General features: G+C 73.2%; 17 protein-coding genes. 11 read left to right on the top strand and 6 right to left on the bottom strand.

From position 1 onward, the window contains the following. Window positions 1–118: 118 nt before the first annotated feature. Entirely contained in the window at window positions 119–1,204 is a 1,086-nt protein-coding gene (locus DEJ48_RS09170; RefSeq protein WP_150215685.1) for an acyltransferase family protein, read from the bottom strand. Beyond that, on the bottom strand, window positions 1,204–3,510 hold the full coding sequence (locus DEJ48_RS09165; protein WP_150215684.1) for a PIG-L family deacetylase: 2,307 nt from the start codon (window positions 3,508–3,510) through the stop codon (window positions 1,204–1,206). Before DEJ48_RS09165 ends, DEJ48_RS09170 begins: the two co-directional genes overlap by 1 nt. Before the next feature lie 232 nt (window positions 3,511–3,742). On the opposite strand from DEJ48_RS09165, the gene DEJ48_RS09160 reads away from it, so the two are divergent. From DEJ48_RS09160 to alaS, 4 genes are all read left to right on the top strand, one after another. Continuing rightward, window positions 3,743–4,639 (top strand): alpha/beta fold hydrolase, encoded by an 897-nt coding sequence (locus tag DEJ48_RS09160; RefSeq protein WP_223831973.1) that lies wholly within the window; start codon window positions 3,743–3,745, stop codon window positions 4,637–4,639. A 103-nt stretch (window positions 4,640–4,742) separates the two neighbouring features. Further along, window positions 4,743–5,813, top strand: a complete 1,071-nt coding sequence (gene tsaD / locus DEJ48_RS09155) for a tRNA (adenosine(37)-N6)-threonylcarbamoyltransferase complex transferase subunit TsaD (RefSeq protein ID WP_190537290.1) — start codon at window positions 4,743–4,745, stop codon at window positions 5,811–5,813. Next, complete coding sequence (locus DEJ48_RS09150) at window positions 5,813–6,523, top strand: GNAT family N-acetyltransferase (RefSeq protein WP_150215682.1); 711 nt, start codon at window positions 5,813–5,815, stop codon at window positions 6,521–6,523. The genes tsaD and DEJ48_RS09150 overlap by 1 nt, the downstream gene beginning before the upstream one ends. After that, complete coding sequence (alaS, locus tag DEJ48_RS09145) at window positions 6,412–9,057, top strand: alanine--tRNA ligase (RefSeq protein WP_150215681.1); 2,646 nt, start codon at window positions 6,412–6,414, stop codon at window positions 9,055–9,057. The genes DEJ48_RS09150 and alaS overlap by 112 nt, the downstream gene beginning before the upstream one ends. 36 nt (window positions 9,058–9,093) lie before the next feature. Here alaS and DEJ48_RS09140 read toward each other — a convergent pair whose 3' ends face one another. Next, entirely contained in the window at window positions 9,094–10,038 is a 945-nt protein-coding gene (locus DEJ48_RS09140) for a carbon-nitrogen hydrolase (RefSeq protein ID WP_150215680.1), read from the bottom strand. 148 nt (window positions 10,039–10,186) lie between these two features. Between DEJ48_RS09140 and DEJ48_RS09135 the strand changes: the two genes are divergently transcribed. The 5 genes from DEJ48_RS09135 to DEJ48_RS09115 all read left to right on the top strand — a co-directional run bounded on the left by DEJ48_RS09135 (window position 10,187) and on the right by DEJ48_RS09115 (window position 13,479). Beyond that, entirely contained in the window at window positions 10,187–11,197 is a 1,011-nt protein-coding gene (locus DEJ48_RS09135) for a LacI family DNA-binding transcriptional regulator (protein WP_150215679.1), read from the top strand. 105 nt (window positions 11,198–11,302) lie between these two features. After that, the gene (locus tag DEJ48_RS09130) at window positions 11,303–11,530 is read left to right on the top strand and encodes a DUF2945 domain-containing protein (RefSeq protein ID WP_223831972.1); all 228 of its coding nucleotides are present in this window, start codon (window positions 11,303–11,305) and stop codon (window positions 11,528–11,530) included. Continuing rightward, a complete protein-coding gene (locus tag DEJ48_RS09125) occupies window positions 11,527–11,877 on the top strand; it encodes a DUF3140 domain-containing protein (protein ID WP_223831971.1) in 351 nt (116 codons plus the stop codon). The genes DEJ48_RS09130 and DEJ48_RS09125 overlap by 4 nt, the downstream gene beginning before the upstream one ends. 51 nt (window positions 11,878–11,928) lie before the next feature. Then, window positions 11,929–13,107: a spore photoproduct lyase family protein gene (locus tag DEJ48_RS09120; protein WP_150215677.1), complete on the top strand. Its 1,179-nt coding sequence runs from the start codon at window positions 11,929–11,931 to the stop codon at window positions 13,105–13,107. A gap of 174 nt (window positions 13,108–13,281) precedes the next feature. After that, window positions 13,282–13,479 (top strand): hypothetical protein, encoded by a 198-nt coding sequence (locus DEJ48_RS09115; RefSeq protein ID WP_150215676.1) that lies wholly within the window; start codon window positions 13,282–13,284, stop codon window positions 13,477–13,479. 77 nt (window positions 13,480–13,556) lie between these two features. Here the strand turns inward: DEJ48_RS09115 and DEJ48_RS09110 are convergent, their stop codons facing one another. Further along, window positions 13,557–13,760, bottom strand: coding sequence for a hypothetical protein (locus tag DEJ48_RS09110; RefSeq protein ID WP_150221078.1), 204 nt, complete (start codon window positions 13,758–13,760; stop codon window positions 13,557–13,559). A gap of 192 nt (window positions 13,761–13,952) precedes the next feature. Here DEJ48_RS09110 and DEJ48_RS09105 point away from each other — a divergent pair, with 192 nt between their 5' ends. After that, window positions 13,953–14,144 carry a hypothetical protein gene (locus DEJ48_RS09105; protein ID WP_150215675.1) on the top strand — a complete coding sequence of 64 codons (192 nt, stop codon included), beginning with the start codon at window positions 13,953–13,955 and terminating at the stop codon, window positions 14,142–14,144. Window positions 14,145–14,151: 7 nt separating this feature from the next. Here the strand turns inward: DEJ48_RS09105 and DEJ48_RS09100 are convergent, their stop codons facing one another. Next, window positions 14,152–14,802, bottom strand: coding sequence for a histidine phosphatase family protein (locus DEJ48_RS09100; protein ID WP_150215674.1), 651 nt, complete (start codon window positions 14,800–14,802; stop codon window positions 14,152–14,154). 104 nt (window positions 14,803–14,906) lie between these two features. On the opposite strand from DEJ48_RS09100, the gene DEJ48_RS09095 reads away from it, so the two are divergent. After that, window positions 14,907–16,163 (top strand): amidohydrolase, encoded by a 1,257-nt coding sequence (locus tag DEJ48_RS09095; protein WP_150215673.1) that lies wholly within the window; start codon window positions 14,907–14,909, stop codon window positions 16,161–16,163. Window positions 16,164–16,212: 49 nt separating this feature from the next. Here DEJ48_RS09095 and cobN read toward each other — a convergent pair whose 3' ends face one another. Continuing rightward, window positions 16,213–19,839, bottom strand: a complete 3,627-nt coding sequence (gene cobN / locus DEJ48_RS09090; protein WP_150215672.1) for a cobaltochelatase subunit CobN — start codon at window positions 19,837–19,839, stop codon at window positions 16,213–16,215. Window positions 19,840–19,859: the final 20 nt, after the last annotated feature.

Genomic DNA, 19,859 nt, shown 5'->3' with positions numbered 1-19,859 from the left:
AAGTCGAACAAAGATCATGTTACATCCGGCATGAGGCGGTCAAGCACGGGTGGAGTCCGCTCGGAGCCCGATGTCACGCTCCGTCATGTCGCCGTTCGCCCAATGAATTTGGGGTGGACTACGGCGAGCGCTCGCCCGTCGGCACGAGGCTCCGCGGCAACCGGGGCTCCACCACGCGCCGGAAGACCTTCCGCACCGGTGGCGTCGAGAGCAGGAACACCGCCGTGACGACGCCGACGGTGAGGAGGACCTGGCCGAGGACGCCCAGGTCCTTCAGAACCGGGTACAGGCCCGCCGCCTCGCCCGCGCGGATCAGCAGGCCGTGGAGGAGGTACGGGTACATCGTCGCCGCGCCCAGGGCGGTGAAGACGGTGCGGCGGCGGGGGACGCAGGCGAAGAACGCGGCCACCAGGACCGCGCTGACGGCGAAGATGCCGATGCGGACGGCCAGGTACTGGGGCCAGCCCACGTCCAGGTCCGTGTAGCCCGTGTCCATGGAGAGCCAGTGCTCGTCGGGGGCCGGAATCCACAGGTAGGACGCCGCTCCGGCACAGAGCAGGGCCGGTACGCCGCAGCGGCGGGCCATGCGGGTGCGCAGGAGGGCGAAGTGTTCCGGGCGCAGGTTCAGGCCCAGGACGAACCAGGGCAGGAACATCAGGACGCGGGGGAGCGCCAGGTCGTAGTGCGTGGTGGTCAGGCCCGCGGCCAGCGAGAGCGCCGCCGCCATCGGTACCGGCCAGCGGATGGCCCGCCACACCGGGGTGCTCAGACGCCAGAGGAACAGGGCGATCAGGAACCAGCAGAGGTACGTCGGTTCCGTGGGGGTGAAGGCGAACGGCTCGTCCCGCACCGCGCTGTTCGTGGCCGAGTACGCCAGCTCGAAGAACAGGTAGGGGAGCAGGACGCCTTCGACGAGACGGCGGACCTGGTCGGGGCGGCCCGTGAAACGCTGGGAGAAGTAGCCGCACAGCAGGATGAACGCCGGCATGTGGAACGTGTAGATCAGCGTGTGCACGGACTGGAGCGCGTGCGTGCCGTAGACGATCTGTTCCCAGGAGTGGCCCAGGGCGACCAGCACGATCAGCAGGAACTTCGCGTTGTCGAAGAACGGGTCGCGGCCGACGTCCCGGCCGCCCTTGCCGTTCGGAGCGTCCAGCGGCTCCTGCGTCTCCCGCGGCTCGGCGGTCGGCATCCGGAGGCGCATCAGGCCCTCGACCTCCCCTCCGTCGGGGAACCCACCGGCTGCCAGGGAGCCAGGCGGCCTCCTCCACGCGTGGCGTGGGTCCAGTACAGGCGGCTGTCGAGGCCGAGCATCGTGAGGACGACGCCGCCCGACGACAGGGGAGCGCTCGACGGCGCGCCCGCGGGCAGTACGCCCGTGTGGTTCCACTGCGGGCGGGTCCTCGCGGTGCCCGACGCGCCCCACGCCGTGGCGACATCGCCCGTGGCCGTCCTGGCCGCGAGCAGCACGCCGCCCCAGTCGTCGGCCGTGGCGCTCACGGGGCCGTAGCCGCCCGCGCCGCCCAGGTCGGTGACGGACGTCGACGTGTGCGCGGTGGACGAGCGGCGTACGCGGCCCGGTTCCGAGGAGGGGGCGGTGAGGGCGTCCGCGTGCAGGCGGGCCGAGCACACGTTCCCCGAGTTCGGGGCGCGGTAGAAGACCCGGACGCCGTCGTCGTCCCTGCGCAGGGTCAGCGGCAGGGTGGTGGCCGGGAGGCCGGTGGCCAGCGGGCCGCGCACGTCCGCGCCCGGCTCGTCCCGGATCCAGGCCAGGACGGTGTGCGGGGTCGCGGCGAGGACGTAGGCGCGCCCGGCACGGTCCGTCGCCGCGACCGGGTCGCCGTGCACCGCCTCGCCGCCCAGGGCACGCCACGGCGTCCACGTGCCGTCCGGCTGCTGGGCGCGTGTCGTCAGCTGGTGGGTGCTGTCACGCAGGAAGACCGACATCGCGCCGTCGCGGTCCACGACGACCGCGGGGGAGCTGATGTCGTTCGTACCGATCTCGTCGGACAGCTCGGGGGTGCCCAGCGACTGCCAGGGCCCGAAGGGCTCGCCGGGGCCTTGCTGGACGACGTACCCGACTTCCCTGCTGTACCCGTCCACCGCTCCGTCGCCGGACAGCGTGCGCGTGCCGAAGACGGCGATCCGTCCGTCGGGGAGAGCCGTCGGGCGTACACCGGTGTCGATGCCGGTCCCCGGCTGGAACACGGGCCCCTTCCAACGGCCCGCGCCCCACTTTCCACCAGCCCCGCCCTTGCCGCCGGGCCGGTGCCAGTGCGCGATGCGGCCGTCGAGCACGGCGAAGGCCCACAGGCTGTCGTCCTTGCCCGCCAGCAGCCAGTCGGCGCCGCTGTCGCCCGCGTGGTGGATGCTGTGCGACCAGCGGGGCTTCGGGCTCGCGGCGACCTTGAGGTCACCGCAGCCCGCCGGGTCCCCGCAGGCCTCGCGGATCGCGTCGTCGCTCGCGGAGTACGTCGCGAGGGTGCGTGCCTTCGACGCGCCGGACGCGGGGTCCAGGGCCTGGGGCAGGCCGCCGTTGAAGTAGCCCATGTAGGTCTGCACGGTGAAGTGGGGGCGCGAACCGGAGGCCGCGTACCGGGCGAGTGCCTGCTGGACGAAACGGGCGCCGAACCGGTGGTCCTGGTGGTCGGAACACTTGAGGTTGCGGTCCAGGCGGCCCGGTGTCGGGTTCTGCATCCGGACCTGCGTGGGCCGGAACCGCCGGAGGTAGCCGGTCAGGGTCTGGATGAGCTGTTCCTTCGTGTACGAGAAGTCGCGGGTGACGGGCCCGCCGTGCGCCAGTTGCGAGCCGAGCGCGTCGATCCGGCCCTCCCACAGTCCGTGCAGGCTGTGCGGGCGGTCGCCGGTGATGCTGCCCGCCTCGTGCAGCAGCGTCCACACCAGGTGGATGTGGGGGTACCCCTGCAACGTGTCGAGCTCCGCATGCCCCCCACCGGCCGTCGCAATCATGGTGCGCTGCCAGGGGTGGTCCGGGCGCCCGGTGACCATCTCCGCGTACGCGGCGCGGATGCCGTTCTGCCGCGCCTTGGCGTACTTGCGCTTGTCGCTCTTCGGGCGGGGCCGGCCCTGGCTCGCGCCCAGGCCCACGTCCCTGCCCGCACCCGTACCCGCGCCCGCCCGAGGCCCGTTGACGCCGTTGGACTCGCCGGACGTCAGGTAGATCGTGGTCAGCGGCCTGCCGCTGCGCAGCGACTGCCCGACCTCCGGGTTGATGAAGAACAGGTCGTCGTCGGGGTGCGCGACGATCTGCACGATCGCTTCGGTGGTCTGCGGCTGCGGCCCGGAGGCCGCCCACGTACCCGTCGGGGCCGCCTTGCTCATGTCCGGCGCCTGGTGCGGGTCGAGGGGCGCCTCGCCGCTGTCCCCCGACGAGCGGACGGCCAGGCCGATGCCGACCCCTACGGGCGCCATGGCACCCAGCACGGTGGCCGCGAGGACGTTGCGACGGGTGGCGCGCAGGCGCGGGAGAGTGCGCTTCTCGGGGGGCATGAGTGGTCTTGCCTATCTGCATGTGACGTACCGGCCACTCGGCTCGTGAGGCGCCGCCGTGGACTCCTTGATCACTGGGGAGGATGGCGCGGGGAGGAGCGGGGTTGTCCTCAGTGATCTTCCTCACGGGTGTCCTGGGGGTGTCCTGCGGATGGCCCACGCCTGTACTGGCGGGTGTCCGCGCCGGTGCACGCACCCGCTCCCGCCCCTGCGACCGGGTAGCTTCGCCGCGGTGACCTTCATCGAGAAGCAGGGCCGCACGTCACTCACCGACGGGGCGCGGGTGCGCTGGACGGCGGCAGCGCCGGTGGACGGCGGGCCGCGGGGCGCGGACGGTGAGCGGCCGCCGCCCGTCGTGCTGCTCCACGGCGGCCCCGGCCTGCCCGACTATCTGGCCGACGTCGCCGCCATGGTCGCGGACCTCGCCCCCGTCTACCGGTACGACCAGCGCGGGACCGGCCGGTCGCCGTGGCAGGGGCGGCACACTCTCGCCCGGCACGTCGACGATCTCGGCGAACTCCTCGACGCGTGGGGCGCGCGCCGGGCCGTGCTGATCGGGCACTCCTACGGCGCCGACCTCGCCGCCCGGTTCTGTCTCGCGCACCCGGACCGGGCGGCCGCGGCGATGCTGATGTGCGGGCCGTTCCTCGGGGACTGGCGCGCCGCGTACCGGGCCGAGCGGAAGCGGCGCATGACCGAGGCGCAGCGGGAGCGGCTCCGCGTACTGGAGGGGGTGCCGCACCGGACCGAGGAGCAGGAGGTCGAGCTGCTCACGCTCGCCTGGTTCACCGACCACTCCGATGCCGGACGTGGCCGGTGGTGGGCGGAGCGCGGTGCCCGACTGCGGCGCCCCGTCGCCTGGGCCATGAACCGTGAGCTCGGCGACGCGGGGCGCGCGGATCCCCTCGACGGGCGGGTGGACGAGCTGCGCGAACGGCTGCCCGCGCGGACCGAGCTGCTCGGCGGATGCGACGACCCCCGCCCCTTGTCGGCGCTCGCCGCACTCGCGCGCGATCTCGGTCATCCGCTGACCCGCGTCGAAGGCGCCGGTCACGAGCCCTGGCTGGAGCGGCCCGACGTCGTACGGGCATGTCTGCGGCGCTTCGTGCGGGACGTGCCGGCTGCCTGAGACGTCCTCCCCGGTCTGACGCGGCGCGGCACCTCGTGCGGACCCGACTCTCCTATTGCACATATATTGCAAGTGCGGGAAGTGTGCAGAAGGAGCGTGTGCAATGGGCAAACCAGTGGTGCTGGGCATCGAGTCGTCGTGCGACGAGACCGGTGCGGGGATCGTCCGGGACGGAGAGCTGCTCGCGCACGTGGTGGCGTCGAGCATGGACGAGCACGCGCGGTACGGCGGTGTCGTGCCGGAGATCGCCGCCCGCGCGCACCTGCACGCCTTCAACCCCGTCGTCCGCCAGGCCCTCGACCAGGCAGGACTGCGGCTGAACCAGCTCGACGCGGTCGCCGTCACCACAGGACCCGGCCTGTCCGGCGCACTCCAGGTGGGGCTCGCGGGCGCCAAGACGCTGGCCTACTCGGCCGGGGTCCCGCTGTACGGGGTGCACCACCTGGCCGGGCACGTCGCCGCCGACATCCTGGAACACGGCCCGCTGCCCGAACCGTGCGTCGTGCTCATCGTCTCGGGCGGGCACACCTCGCTGCTCCTGGTCCGGGACCTGGTGCGCGAGCCGATCCTGCACCTCGGCGACACGCTGGACGACGCCGCGGGGGAGTGCTTCGACAAGGTCGCCCGGATCCTCGGCCTGCCCTACCCGGGCGGTCCCGCGATCGACCGCGCGGCGCGCGACGGGGACCCGAGAGCTGTGGCGTTCCCCCGGCCGCTGACCCGCTCCGGCGACGACCCGTACGCCTTCTCCTTCTCCGGGCTCAAGACCGCCGCGGCCCGCTGGGTCGAGCGGCACCGCGTCCGGGGCGAGGAGCTGTCGGTGGCCGACGGGGCCGCGGCGCTTCAGGAGGCCGTCGCCGACGTACTGACCCGCAAGGCGCTGGCGGCCTGTCGCGCGTACGACGTACGGACGCTGGTCGTCGTCGGTGGCGTGGCGGCGAACTCCCGGGTCCGCGGGCTCGCCGAGGAGCGGTGCGCGGCCGCCGGGATCGAGCTGCGCGTGCCGCCCATGACGTTGTGCACGGACAACGGCGCCATGATCGCAGCCGTCGGCGACCTGCTGGTGCGCGCCGACGCCGAACCAGCGCCGCTGAACGTGTCGGTCGACCCGTCGGCACCGCTCGACTACGCCTCGCTCACCCCGCTGCCGAGCGCGCCGGCCCGGGCCGCCTGATGGCCGTCACCGTCGAGGCCGTCTCCGGAAGCCGTCTGCTGTCGTACGCGGACGGCGTCCGGAGCGTGTACGTGGACGCCTTCGGAGGCGCGCCCTGGGACGAAGGGCCCGAGCACGCCGACGGCTACCTGCGGCGGCTCGCGGCCGACGTCACCCGGCCCGGCTTCACCGCCGCACTGGCGCTCGACGGGGACACCGTCCTCGGCTGGGCCACCGCCTGGACGACGCCGTCGCCGTTCCCCACGAGCCGGTGCTACCCCCAGATAGCGGCCGCCCTCGGCGAGGAACGCACGGCCGCCTGGCTGTGCGGCGGCCGAGAAGTGGACGAACTGGCGGTTTCCTCGCGCGCGAGGGGTACCGGTGTGGGCACCGGGCTGCTGGACGCGGTGACCGAGGACCGGGCCGACGGCCGCTGCTGGCTGCTGACCTCCGTGGCCGCCGAGGAGGCCCGCGCCTTCTACGGACGGGCGGGCTGGACGCCGGTCACCCGTCCCGCGGCAGCGGGCACGGGGCTCGCGGTCCACCTCGGCCCCCGGCACCCGGACCGCGCCGCCGCCCCACGCCCCCTCTGGGCACCACGAACGGAGCAGCACCCCCCATGCGTACCGCCGACATCCGCCAGCGCTTCCTGGACTTCTTCGCCGCACGCGGGCACACCGCCGTACCCAGTGCCCCGCTGCCCACCCCGGACCCGACGCTGCTGTTCGTGAACGCGGGCATGGTGCCGTTCAAGCCGTATCTGACCGGCGAGCAGCCCGCCCCGTGGCCGCGGGCGACCAGTGTCCAGAAGTGCATCCGCACCCTGGACATCGAAGAGGTCGGCAAAACCACACGGCACGGCTCGTTCTTCCAGATGAACGGCAACTTCTCCTTCGGGGACTACTTCAAGCACGAAGCGATCGGGTACGCCTGGGAGCTGTCCACCGCGGCGCGGAAGGACGGCGGGTACGGGCTCGACCCGGAGCGGATCTGGGTGACCGTGCACCACTCCGACGCCGAGGCCCGTGCCATCTGGCGCGAGGTCGCGGGCCTCCCCGACGAGCGGATCGTGGACCGCGGGGACGAGGACAACTTCTGGTCCATGGGCGTGCCGGGCCCGTGCGGGCCCTGCTCGGAGCTCTACTACGACCGCGGGCCCGCGCTCGGCCGTGCCGGCGGGCCCGCGGTCGACGAGGACCGGTACATGGAGTTCTGGAACCTCGTCTTCATGCAGTACGAGCGGGGCGAGGGGCCCGGCAAGTCCGGCTACCCGATCCTCGGCGAACTCCCGCGCCGCAACATCGACACCGGCATGGGCCTGGAGCGCATGGCCACCCTGTTGCAGGACAAGCCCAACCTGTACGAGATCGACGAGACCCGGCCCGTCCTGGACCGCGCCGCCGACCTCGCCGGCCTCCGCTACGGCGCCGACGCGCAGGCCGACGTACGCCTCCGCGTCGTCGCCGACCACGTCCGCACCGCGCTCATGCTGCTCGCCGACGGCACCACGCCCGGCAACGAGGGCCGCGGCTACGTCCTGCGCCGCATCCTGCGCCGCTCGGTCCGTGCCATGCGCCGGCTCGGCTTCCACGACCCGGCCCTGCCCGAGCTCCTGACGGTCGCCCGCGACTGCATGGCGCCCAGCTACCCCGAGGTCTCCGCGCACTTCGCCCGCATCGCCGACCAGGCGTACGGCGAGGAGGACGCGTTCCGCGCCACCCTCAAGCAGGGCACCACCGTCCTGGACACCCAGGTCGCCGAGGTCAAGCGGGGTGGCGGCAGGACGCTGCCCGGAGACCGGGCGTTCCTGCTCCACGACACGTACGGCTTTCCCATCGACCTCACCCTGGAGATGGCCGCCGAACAGGGCGTCGAGGTGGACCGCGAAGGCTTCACCGCGCTGATGAACGAGCAGCGGGAGCGGGCCCGCGCCGACGCCAGGGCCCGCAAGTCCGGCGGCACGAACGACACTTCGGCGCTGCGCGCCGTCCTCGACGCGCACGGGCCGACCGACTGGCGGGCCTGGGACACGCTGACGACCGAGTCGACCGTGCTCGCCGTCCTCGGAACGGCGGACGCGGTTCCGGCGGTGCGTGAGGGCGAACTGGCCATTGTCGTCCTGGACCGCTCGCCGTTCTACGCCGAGTCCGGCGGCCAGGACAGCGACGCCGGACGGATCTCGGGAACGTCCGGCGAGGCCGAGGTCATCGACGTGCAGCGACCGCTGCCCGGCCTCGTCGTCCACCGGGTCCGCGTCACGGCGGGCGAACTCGCCGCGGGGGAGCGGGTGGTCGCCGCGGTCGACCCCGAGTGGCGGCTCGGCGCCCGGCAGGCGCACTCCGGCACCCACGTCCTGCACGCCGCGCTGCGCGAGATCCTCGGCCCCAACGCCCTGCAGTCCGGCTCCTACAACCGCCCCGGCTACCTCCGCCTCGACTTCCCCTGGCGCGGCGCTCTCTCCCCGGCCGTCCGCGGCGAGGTCGAGGAGGCCGCGAACCGGGCGCTGCGCCGGGACCTGCCGGTCGGAGTGCGCTGGATGACGCTGCCCGAGGCCAAGGAGATCGGCGCGCTCGCCCTGTTCGACGAGACGTACGGGGAGAAGGTACGGGTCGTCGAGATCGGCGGCGCCTGGTCGCGCGAACTGTGCGGCGGCACGCACGTCGAGCACGCCGCGCAGGTCGGCACGGTGGCCCTCACCGCGGAGTCCTCCGTCGGCGCCGGCATGCGGCGCCTGGAGGCGGCGGTCGGCATCGAGGGGTTCGGCTACCTGGCCCGCGAGCGCGACCTGGTCACCCGCATCGCGGAACAGATCGGAGCACCCCGCGCCGAGCTGTCCGACAGGATCGCCGGACTCCTCGACCGGCTGAAGGCCGCGGACCGGGAGAACGCCCGCCTCAAGGCGCGGGCCACGGCGGCCCGCGCCGGCGAACTGGCCGAGGGGGCCGTCGACGCCGAGGGAACGCTGGTGGTGACCGCGACGGTCGACGGCGCGCCCGACGAGGCGCGCGCCCTGGCCCTCGCGGCCCGCGACCGCCTCCCGCACGGCCGGCCCGGCGTCGTGGCCGTCGCGACGTCGGCGGGCGCGTTCGTGCTGGCCGTCAACGGCCCGGCGCGCGAGGCGGGCCGCGAGGCGTCCGCGATGGTCAAGGAACTCCTCGGTGGCCGGGGCGGCGGCTCCCGGGACGTCGCCCAGGGAGGTGGAGTGCCCGCGGATGACCTCGCCGGGATCCTGGCGGAGCTGCCCCGGTTCGTCGCCGGGCGCTGAGCGGCGGGGGACCGCCCGCGCCCGGCGACGGGTCGCTCAGCTCGTGGTCGTGAGCGGCCCGTACGCGTCGGGGCGGCGCGTCGCCAGGAACGGGAAGAGCTCGAGCCAGTCGCGGCGGGCGTCGAGGTCGAGGTCGGCGACCAGGACGGCGGGCTCGTCGCGCGGGGCCTGCGCGAGGACCCGGCCGTAGGGGTCGACGATGAACGAGCTCCCGTAGAACGTGAGGCCGTTCTCGGAGCCGATCCGGTTCGGCACCACCATGAACGTCGCGTTGGCGATCGCGTTGCCGGTGATGACCTTCTGCCAGATCGGCTGCGTGTCGAAGCCGGGGTGGCCGGGCTCGGAGCCGATGGCGGTCGGGTAGACGAGGACGTCGGCCCCGGCCAGCGAGTAGGCGCGGGCCAGCTCGGGGAACCACTGGTCCCAGCAGGTCGGCAGGCCGAGGCTGGCGTCGTCGACCCGCACCAGCGGGAACGCGTCGTCGCCGGCCGGGCCCTGCCGGAACCAGTGGTCCTCGTAGTAGCCCTCCGAGACCGGGATGTGCGTCTTGCGGGTGCGCTGGGCGAGAGTGCCGTCCGGGGCCACGAGGATCGCGGTGTTGTAGCCGAGGCCGTCGTCCTCGCCGTCCGGCGCCGGGGCCCGCTCGTACAGCGAGGCGTGCACGTACACCCCGTACTCACGCGCCGCCTCGGCGGCGAAGGTGAACGTCGGACCGGTGAGCAGCTCCTCGGGCTCGGCCGGGGCGGGGTGGTCGGCCTTGCGGACGACCGCGAAGTACGGCGAGAGCGTCAGCTCCTGGAGGCACACCACCCGCGCGCCCTCCGCCGCCGCGAGACGGATGCCCTCGCGCAGGGCCGCGCGGTGCTCGTCCGGGTCGCGGTGCCAGCGCTGCTGCACGGCGGCCACGCGCAGGGGGGACCGTTCGGCGGGCCGGGTCCTGGTGGGGGACGCGGGCGGGTTGTACGCGGTGATCAGACGCATGACGACTTCCAGACTTCCGGGGAGCGGTACGGACGGGGCGCGGGACGGCCGTGCCGGAACGTTCCGGCACGGCCGAATGTAAACCGTGCCGGAACGTTCCGGCAAGAGCGGACTCCCCCCTGATCGCGTACGTCTACACTTCGGCCACGTGAATGCCCGTACCGTCACCCTCCTCGACGTCGCCCGCGCCGCCGGAGTCTCCAAGAGCACCGCCTCCGACGCCCTGCAGGGCGCGGGCCGGGTCGCGGAGGCCACCCGCGAGCACGTCAGGGAGGTCGCCGCCCGCCTCGGCTACCGGCCGAACAGCGCGGCGCGCAGGCTCCGCCGCGCCAGCACCGGCGCCATCGGGCTGCACCTGCCCCAGACGGCGACCCGCCTCGACTACTACATGAACCTCGCCTTCGGGGCCGTCGCCCGCGCCCAGGAGGAAGGGTTCGACGTCGTCCTGCTCGCGCCCGCCACCGGCACGCACGAACCGCTTGCCGCACGCGTCGACGGGCTCCTCGTCATCGACCCCGAGATCGGCGACCCCGCCGTGCCCGGGCTCCTCGGTGCGGGCATCCCCGTCGTCACCGGCGAGCGCTACCTCGGTACGGCCCCCGCCCCCAGCGGCGCGGTCGTCTGCGACAACGCCGCCTCCCTGACCGCCCTCCTGGACCACGTGCACGCCCGCGGCGCCCGCCGCCCCGCCCTGCTGGCGCCCGCCGACACCTCCGCGTGGGCCGCGGCGCTGCACGGCACGGCCGGTGCCTGGGGGCGTACGCACGGCGTGCCGGTGGAGGTCCGCACGGTCTCCTTCGCCGCGACCCCGCGCGAGGTGGAGGAGGCCACGCTCGCGCTCCTCGCCGCGGCACCGGACGTCGACGCGGTGATCTGCGCCCCGGACGGCGCGGCGCCGGGGGTCCTTCAGGCGGCGGCCGCCGAGAACCGGACCGTGGGCGACGACTTCTACGTGGCCGCCTGCGTGGACGGCACCGCCGTGCGCGGCGCCGCCCCGCCCGTCACCGCCGTCGACCTGCGGCCCTCGGCGTACGGCCACGCCTGCGCGGAACTCCTCTGCGACATCCTCGCGGGCCGCACGGACCCGGCGACGGTCCGCACGCACCGGTGGGCCCTGGAGGCCCGCGCCTCCACGCTCGGCGTCGCCCCGGCCGGCTGAGGCGAGCCGCCCGGAATGCAGCCTTCCGTCAACGGCGGGACAGTGGGTACGTCGCCCGACGACGGGCGGCACCGACGGAGCGTGTCGCCGAGGGAGCGTGTCGACGTGGCCAAGGGAAAGAAGCTCGAAAAGGGTGACCAGGTCTCCTGGAAGAGCCATGGGCAGACCGTTCCGGGCAAGGTGAAGAAGAAGATCACGGAGCGCACGGAGGCCGCGGGACGAACCGTCGACGCCTCCAAGGACGAGCCCCAGTACGAAGTCACCAGCGACAAGTCCGGCCGCGACGCCGTCCACAAGCCCGGGGCCCTGCGCAAGAAGGGCGGCGGCTCTTGAGCGCCGGTGGCAGCGGCGGCGAAGAGCAGCGGGACGACACGTACAAGGAGTTCACGGAAGCCGTCAACATGACGCCTCGCGCGCTCAAGGACTGGCTGGACACGGACGACTCGAAGAGCGTGGGGCAGTCGGACGGCGGCGGCGAGAGCGTCGGGCACGCGTCCGGGCGCCGCATCGTCGAGCTGCTGGAGAAGAAGAAGGCCGATCTCACGGACAGCGACATCGCGCACATGCGTAAAGTCGTCGGATACGTGCACCGCCACATGAAGCAGCGGCCCAGCGGCGACGTCACGGAAACGCGGTGGAGGTACTCCCTCATGAACTGGGGGCACGACCCCGTGGCGTAGCGGCGTGGCGCGGATGTGCGGCGCGCAGGTGCGGAGCGAGCAGGGAAGAACATGAGCGCCGGTCCCGGAGAACCCGAGCAGCAAGCCCTCTTCGGGTGGTCCGACACCGTCCCCGAGGCCGCCGCACCCGCGCCGGGTCGCGGCGGCGCCTTCCGGGACGGCCCCGAGGCCCGCCGCATGCTCGACGTACGCGACGTCTACGCCGAGCCCGCCGCCCTCGACTCCCCGCGCGGGCAGCAGATCATGAGCCGGCTCTCACCGGACGTACGGGTGACCGAGGTCGACGGGCACTGGCGCATCCCCTCCCTGCACGGCAACGACGGCAACATCGGCCGGTGGGTCCGGATCAAGACCGAGACGCTCGTGCTCGGCGTCAAGCACACGCTCGCCACCCGCCCCAACGGCCGCTCGGCCGACTGGATCGCCCCCGGCCCCTCCAACGGCTGCGCGATGGCCTGCGCCTACTGCTACGTCCCGCGCCGCAAGGGCTTCGCCAACCCCATCACGCTCTTCACCAACATCGAGGCGATCGTCACCCACGTCCGGCGCCACGTACGGGCCCAGGGCCCGAAGACCGAGCCCAACCAGTGCGACCCGCAGGCGTGGGTCTACGACATCGGCGAGAACGGGGACTGTTCCGTCGACGCCCTGGTCAGTGACAACACGGCCGACCTCGTCGCCGCGTTCCGCGCCATGCCGACCGCCAAGGCCTCCTTCGCGACCAAGTTCGTCAACCCCGATCTGCTCGCGCTCGACCCCCAAGGGCGTACGCGGGTGCGCTTCTCCGTCATGCCTCCCGACGACGCGCGGCTCCTCGACATCCGCACCAGCCCGGTCCCCGAGCGGATCGCCGCGGCCGCCGACTTCCTCGACGCCGGGTACGAGGTCCACTTCAACCTCTCGCCCGTCGTGCTCCGCCCCGGCTGGCAGCGGGACTGGGCCGAGCTGCTCACGCACCTCGACGACGTCCTGCCCGCCCGCGTGAAGCAGCAGGCGGCCGCCGAGATCATCATGCTGACCCACAACGCGGGGCTCCACGAGGTCAACCTGGGCTGGCACCCCAAGGCCGAGGAGCTGCTCTGGCAGCCGGACGCGCAGGAGACCAAGCGGTCGCAGAACGGGGCCCTCAACGTCCGCTACTCCCAGGACGTCAAGCGGCAGGCCCTGGCGCGCCTCCAGCAGCTGCTGGAGGCACACGCGCCCTGGCTGCGCATCCGGTACGCCTTCTGACGATCCTGCTCAGGCGATCCTGCCCAGACGATCCTCCTCATCCGAGGAGGATCGTTACGTCTTTCACGTACGGGTGATATGGGGCGTATCGGGGCGTAGGGCTGGGGAGTCACCGGTCGGCTCGCGTTGCTCGTCGAGCCGCAGGCAACTCAGCTCACAGGAAAGAGAGTTCACATGCGCCGCTCCGCCGCCGTCATCCTCGGTGCCGTCACGCTGCTGGGGGTCCTCGCGGTGCCCGCCAGCGCCGTGCCGGACCCCGTCACGACCGTCGACTGCCTGACCCAGGCGGCCGGTGACGTCACGGCCCTCGTCGACCCGGCGAGCCTCGGCGTCCCCACGGAGGTGCCGGGCACGGCGTGCCTCGCGCCGTGACGGTCTGAAGGCCCGGGGGCGGCCCGATCAGGCCGCCCCCTGCTCAACAGGCCCACCGGAAGGGGTGGTTCGGGTTCTCAGCCGCCCCACCGGTAGCCGTCACCGAAGAGGAGGGTGTGCTCCAGCACATCCTCCATCGGGTCGTCGATCTGGCCGGTGCTGATCAGCGCGACGACGGGGGCGTTGTGCGAGTTCTCGTGCGTCTCGTCGGCGTGTGCCGTGCCGGAGCACAGGACGGCCGGCGCGGCCGCCACGGCCGCGACCAGAGTCCAGCGGGACATCTTCTGCACCCAATTGCCGTTCACTGCGATCTCCTTGGAGCGTGCGCGTACGGACCGCCGGTCGTGGTCCGCTCACCCGGTGTAACCCGGACACGCTCGGGAAGTCACCGATCGTCACCGACGATCATACGAACGGGTTGTCGCTTCCCGTCCCCCGAATGCCCCAATCCCCTTAACCCGTAAGGCTGTCGCATGTTCCGTTGTGCCCTGGCTCTCGCTCTCGTCGCCCTCGCCGCTGGTATGGGACCGGCTCAGGCGGCCATCAACCCGGCGAATCCCGGCCCGCTGCCCCTGCCGCTGCCCGTCGCCGACACCGTCGTCAACGAAGGGGTATCGGTCGAAGGGCCGCTGATCAACAACATCGGCCTGCCGACCGTGCTGTGACGGCAGGTCAGGCGCGGAGCTCCGGCGGAAAACCGGTCCAGCGCAGCTCCTCGGGCAGGTGCCGCATGTCGTTGTAGAGCACCAGCGCGGCGGGACGGCCCGGGGTGTAGCGGATGACCGTCAGGGCCGCGTTGCCGTGGTTCAGGCCGAGCCAGCGCGCCGGTGGGGCGTCGAGTGCGGCGCGGACCAGCCACGCGGTCAGGAAGTTGTGCGTGACGAGGAGTTCGTGGCGCGGGGTGTCGCCGGGGACGGGGCCGGTGAAGCGGGACAGCGCCTCGGCGGCGAGTGCGGGGCCCTTCTCGCGCTCCGCCTCGGGGAACCCGGCCAGGCGCTCCAGTGTCGCGTCGGCCGTCTCCGGAGGCAGCTCGTCCTTGCGCGGGACGTAGGGGATGTAGTCGCCCGCCGGGGCCGAGCGGATCAGCGGGGCGTTGCCGTCGAGGCCGTCGGATATCAGGGCCGCGGTCTGTTCGGCCCGGGGGAGCGGGCCGTGGTGGACCGCCGCGAACGGGATGCCGCGGAGCCGCTCGCCGAGCAGGGCGGCCTGTCGGCGCCCGCCCGGCGTCAGTCCGCTCTCGTCGGGTGTGGCCTCGCCGTGCCGCGTGATGTAGAGGTGGCGGGTGGACGTCGCGTCGGCCGCGCCGGTCGTCGGAGTGATCATGGGGGCAGGGACGCCCTCGCGTTCCGCGCCGGTTCCACCCGCCCCGAACAGACCCCACGAAAGCGTACGTAAGGTGGCGGGACACCACAGAAGAGGAGCGTGACATGTCCGCCGCCGCACGGAGTTCTTCCGCCCTGCTGGGCCTCGACGCCATCAAGGGTGACCTCGCCGCTCTCTACCGCGATCTGCACGCCCACCCCGAACTGTCCTTCGCCGAGCACCGCACCGCCGCCGAGGTCGCCCGCCACGCGCAGTCGTACGGATACGAGGTCACGACCGGCGTCGGCCGCACCGGCGTGGTCGCCGTCCTGGAGAACGGCGCGGGGCCCACCGTCCTGCTGCGCGCCGACTTCGACGGGCTGCCCGTGACCGAGCGCACCGGACTGCCGTACGCGTCCGTGAACGAGGGCGTGATGCACGCGTGCGGCCACGACATGCACGTCACCTGCCTGCTGGGCGCGCTGAAGCTGCTCGCGGACGCCCGCGCCGACTGGTCGGGCCGGATCGTCGGCGTCTTCCAGCCCGCGGAGGAGGTGGCGAAGGGCGCGCAGGCGATGGTCCGGGACGACTTCTACGCGCGGTTCGGCGTGCCGGACGTGGTGCTCGGGCAGCATGTCGCGCCGCTTCCCGCCGGGCTCGTCGGCGCGCATCCCGGGCCCGCCTTCGCGGCGACCGACTCCCTGAACGTGCGGATGTTCGGCAAGGGCGCGCACGGTTCGCGGCCCGAGGCGTCGATCGACCCCGTGGTGATGGCCGCCGCGACCGTGATGCGGCTGCAGACGGTCGTGTCCCGCGAGATCTCCGGCGCCGAGACGGCCGTGGTGACCGTCGGCTCGCTCCGGGCGGGCACGAAGGACAACATCATTCCCGACGAGGCCGAGCTGAAGATCAACATCCGGTCGTACACGCCCGAGGTCCGTGCGAAGGTCCTCGCCGCCGTCGAGCGCATCGTCAAGGGCGAGGCGGCCACGGCGGGCGCGGAGCGGGAGCCCGAGATCACGGAGATCGACACCTTCCCCGTGCTCGACAACGACGCCGACGCGGTGGCGAGGACGATGGCCGCCGTCGGCGCGGTGCTCGGTGAGGACCGTGTCTTCGACCCCGGCCCCGTGACCGGCAGCGAGGACGTCGGGTACTTCGCGACCTCCGCCGACCGTGAGATCCCGCTCTGCTACTGGCTGTTCGGCGGCGCCGACCCGGCGGAGGTCGCCGCGGCCCAGAAGGCGGGGACCTTCGAGCGGGACATCCCCTCCAACCACTCGCCGTACTTCGCGCCCCTGATCGAGCCGACCCTCAGCACCGGGGTCACCGCGCTGACGGCGGGCGCGCTGGAGTGGCTGGGCGGCCCGCCGTCACCGTGACGGCAACACAGTGACGGCGGCTCAGCGGCAGCGGCTGGGTGGCGAGGGCTCAGCCCTCGTCGCCGCCGTCCTCCAGGTTGCCCTCGGTCTCCAGGTAGGCCTGCCGCAGCGCTTCGAGCACCGCCGGGTCCGGCTTCGCCCACATGCCGCGCGACTCCGCCTCCAGGAGGCGCTCCGCGATGCCGTGCAGGGCCCAGGGGTTGGCCTCCTGGAGGAACTGACGGTTCGTCGGGTCAAGGACGTACGTCTCGGTGAGCTTGTCGTACATCCAGTCGGCGACGACACCCGTCGTGGCGTCGTACCCGAACAAGTAGTCCACCGTGGCGGCGAGTTCGAAGGCGCCCTTGTAGCCGTGGCGGCGCATCGCCTCGATCCACTTCGGGTTGACGACGCGCGCCCGGAAGACGCGGCTGGTCTCCTCGACCAGCGTGCGCGTGCGGACCGTCTCGGGGCGGGTCGAGTCGCCGATGTACGCCTCCGGGGCCGTGCCCCGCAGCGCGCGCACGGTCGCCACCATGCCGCCGTGGTACTGGAAGTAGTCGTCCGAGTCCGCGATGTCGTGCTCGCGGGTGTCCGTGTTCTTCGCGGCCACCGCGATGCGCTTGTACGCGGTCTCCATCTCGGCGCGGGCCGGGCGCCCTTCGAGGCCGCGGCCGTACGCGTAACCGCCCCACACCGTGTAGACCTCGGCGAGGTCCGCGTCGGTGCGCCAGTCGCGGGAGTCGATGAGCTGGAGCAGACCCGCGCCGTACGTGCCGGGGCGCGAACCGAAGATGCGGGTGGTGGCCCGGCGCTCGTCGCCGTGCTCGGCGAGGTCGGCCTGGGCGTGGGCGCGCACGTGGTTGCGGTCGGCGGGCTCGTCCAGTGAGGCGGCGAGCCGCACCGCGTCGTCGAGCAGGCCGATCGTGTGCGGGAACGCGTCGCGGAAGAAGCCCGAGATGCGCAGCGTCACATCGATGCGGGGGCGGCCCAGCTCCTCGTACGGAACGGCCTCCAGGCCCGTCACGCGCCGCGACGCGTCGTCCCAGACGGGGCGGATGCCGAGCAGCGCCATCGCCTCGGCGACGTCGTCGCCCGCGGTGCGCATCGCGCTCGTGCCCCACAGGGACAGGCCCACGGAGGTGGGGTACTCGCCGTTGTCGGACTTGTACCGCTCGACCAGGGAGTCGGCCAGGGCCTGGCCCGTCTCCCACGCGAGGCGGGAGGGGACGGCCTTCGGGTCGACCGAGTAGAAGTTCCGGCCGGTCGGCAGGACGTTGACCAGACCGCGCAGCGGCGATCCGGACGGGCCCGCGGGGACGAAGCCGCCGTTCAGGGCGTGCACGGCGTGGTCGAGCTCCGCGGTGGTCGCCGCGAGGCGCGGCACGACCTCGCGGGCCGCGAACTCCAGGATGGCGGCGACCTGTTCACCGTGGTCCGCGGCCACGGCGGCCACGGCTGCCGGGTCCCAGTCCGCGTCGTCCATCGCCTGGACCAGCGCGCGGGCCTTGTCCTCGGCCTCGTCGGCCGTCACGCGCGTCGCCGCCGACTCATCCAGGCCCAGCGCCTCGCGCAGACCCGGCAGCGCGGTCGTGCCGCCCCAGATCTGGCGGGCGCGCAGCACCGCGAGGACGAGGTTGACGCGGTCGGCGCCGGCCGGCGGGTTGCCGAGGACGTGCAGACCGTCGCGGATCTGCATGTCCTTGATCTCGCAGAGCCAGCCGTCGACGTGGAGCAGGAAGTCGTCGAAGCCGTCGTCGTCCGGGCGCTGCTCAAGACCCAGGTCATGGTCGAGCTTCGCGGCCTGGATGAGCGTCCAGATCTGCGCGCGGATCGCCGGAAGCTTCGCCGGGTCCATGGAGCTGATCTGCGCGTACTCGTCGAGGAGCTGCTCCAGGCGCGCGATGTCGCCGTAGGAGTCGGCGCGCGCCATCGGCGGCACCAGGTGGTCGATGAGCGTGGCGTGGACGCGGCGCTTGGCCTGCGTGCCCTCGCCCGGGTCGTTGACCAGGAACGGGTAGATCAGCGGCAGGTCGCCGAGCGCGGCGTCGGGGCCGCAGGCGGCCGAGAGGCCCGCGTTCTTGCCGGGCAGCCACTCCAGGTTGCCGTGCTTGCCGAGGTGGATCATCGCGTCCGCGCCGAAGCCGTTGTCGGCGGCGGGCGCCGCGATCCACCGGTACGCGGCCAAGTAGTGGTGCGACGGCGGCAGATCCGGGTCGTGGTAGATCGCGATGGGGTTCTCGCCGAAGCCGCGCGGCGGCTGGATGAGGATGAGCAGGTTCCCGCGGCGCAGGGCGGCGAGCACGATGTCGCCCTCGGGGTCGCCGCCGTCGCCCACGCGGGAGCGGTCGAGGAACATCTCGCCGGGCGGCGGCCCCCAGTGCTGCTCGACCGACTCGCGCAGTTCCTCGGGCAGCGTCGCGTACCACCGCTTGTAGTCGGCGGCCGGGATGCGCACCGGGTTGGCGGCGAGCTGCTCCTCGGTGAGCCAGTCCTGGTCGTGGCCGCCCGCGTCGATGAGCGCGCGGATCAGCTCGTCGCCGTCGCCGGAGACCAGGCCGGGGATGTCGGCCTCGGGGCCGAAGTCGTACCCCTCCGCGCGCAGCCTGCGCAGCAGCTCCACGGCGGACGCCGGGGTGTCGAGGCCGACGGCGTTGCCGATGCGGGAGTGCTTGGTCGGGTACGCGGACAGCACCAGGGCGAGGCGCTTGTCGGCGGCCGGGATGTGCTTGAGGCGTGCGTGGCGCACGGCGATTCCGGCGACGCGGGCCGCGCGCTCGGCGTCGGCGACGTACGCGGGAAGGCCGTCTTCGTCGATCTCCTTGAAGGAGAAGGGGACGGTGATCAGGCGGCCGTCGAACTCGGGCACCGCGATCTGGCTCGCGGCGTCCAGCGGCGAGACGCCTTCGTCGTTCTCCTCCCAGGCCGAGCGCGACCCGGTCAGGCAGAGCGCCTGGAGGATCGGCACGTCCAGGCCGGTCAGCGCGCCCGCGTCCCACGACTCGTCGTCGCCGCCCGCGGAGGCCTCGGCGGGCTTGGTGCCGCCGGCCGCGAGGACGGTGGTCACGATGGTGTCGGCGGCGCCGAGCGCGTCGATGAGCTCGGGTTCGGGGGCGCGCAGGGATGCCACGTACAGCGGCAGCGGGCGGGCGCCCGCGTCCTCTATCGCGCCGCACAGCGCGTCCACGAACGCGGTGTTGCCGCTCATGTGGTGGGCCCGGTAGTAGAGCACCGCGACGGTCGGGCCCTCGACGTCGGCGCGGGCGGTGCGCTCCAGCGGGCCCCACGACGGGGCGGCCGCGGGCGGCTCGAAGCCGTGGCCGGTGAGCAGCACGGTGTCGGAGAGGAAGCGGGCCAGCTGCTCCAGGTTCGCGGGGCCGCCGTGCGCCAGGTAGGCGTGCGCCTCGGCGGCGATGCCGACGGGCACGGTCGAGGAGGCCATGAGCTGGGCGTCGGGAGCCTGTTCACCGGTGAGCACGACCACGGGGAGGCCGGTGGCGATGAGCTGGTCCAGGCCGTCCTGCCAGGCGCGGACGCCGCCGAGGAGGCGTACGACGACGAGGTCGGCGCCGTCGAGCAGGGCGGGGAGCTCGGCGAGGTCGAGGCGGGACGGGTTGGCGAACCGGTAGTCGACCGGGCCTCCCGCCGCGCGGGCGCTGAGCAGGTCGGTGTCGGAGGTCGACAACAGCAGAAGCATGCGGGCGCAGGCCTTCCTCG

The organism is Streptomyces venezuelae (genome assembly GCF_008642315.1).
GTDB classification, from domain to species: domain Bacteria; phylum Actinomycetota; class Actinomycetes; order Streptomycetales; family Streptomycetaceae; genus Streptomyces; species Streptomyces venezuelae_D.
The sequence above is the reverse complement of the archived record's forward strand: the minus strand, read 5'-3'. Positions and strand labels throughout refer to the sequence as shown.

Bases quoted from the DNA above. Each gene is read 5' to 3' on its own strand.
- DEJ48_RS09115 (WP_150215676.1), top strand. From the start codon at position 13,282: ATGCGCCGCTCCGCCGCCGTCATCCTCGGTGCCGTCACGCTGCTGGGG.
- cobN (WP_150215672.1), bottom strand. From the start codon at position 19,839: ATGCTTCTGCTGTTGTCGACCTCCGACACCGACCTGCTCAGCGCCCGC.
- DEJ48_RS09100 (WP_150215674.1), bottom strand. From the start codon at position 14,802: ATGATCACTCCGACGACCGGCGCGGCCGACGCGACGTCCACCCGCCAC.
- DEJ48_RS09150 (WP_150215682.1), top strand. From the start codon at position 5,813: ATGGCCGTCACCGTCGAGGCCGTCTCCGGAAGCCGTCTGCTGTCGTAC.
- tsaD (WP_190537290.1), top strand. From the start codon at position 4,743: ATGGGCAAACCAGTGGTGCTGGGCATCGAGTCGTCGTGCGACGAGACC.
- DEJ48_RS09120 (WP_150215677.1), top strand. From the start codon at position 11,929: ATGAGCGCCGGTCCCGGAGAACCCGAGCAGCAAGCCCTCTTCGGGTGG.
- alaS (WP_150215681.1), top strand. From the start codon at position 6,412: ATGCGTACCGCCGACATCCGCCAGCGCTTCCTGGACTTCTTCGCCGCA.
- DEJ48_RS09140 (WP_150215680.1), bottom strand. From the start codon at position 10,038: ATGCGTCTGATCACCGCGTACAACCCGCCCGCGTCCCCCACCAGGACC.
- DEJ48_RS09165 (WP_150215684.1), bottom strand. From the start codon at position 3,510: ATGCCCCCCGAGAAGCGCACTCTCCCGCGCCTGCGCGCCACCCGTCGC.
- DEJ48_RS09170 (WP_150215685.1), bottom strand. From the start codon at position 1,204: ATGCGCCTCCGGATGCCGACCGCCGAGCCGCGGGAGACGCAGGAGCCG.
- DEJ48_RS09095 (WP_150215673.1), top strand. From the start codon at position 14,907: ATGTCCGCCGCCGCACGGAGTTCTTCCGCCCTGCTGGGCCTCGACGCC.
- DEJ48_RS09110 (WP_150221078.1), bottom strand. From the start codon at position 13,760: ATGTCCCGCTGGACTCTGGTCGCGGCCGTGGCGGCCGCGCCGGCCGTC.
- DEJ48_RS09105 (WP_150215675.1), top strand. From the start codon at position 13,953: ATGTTCCGTTGTGCCCTGGCTCTCGCTCTCGTCGCCCTCGCCGCTGGT.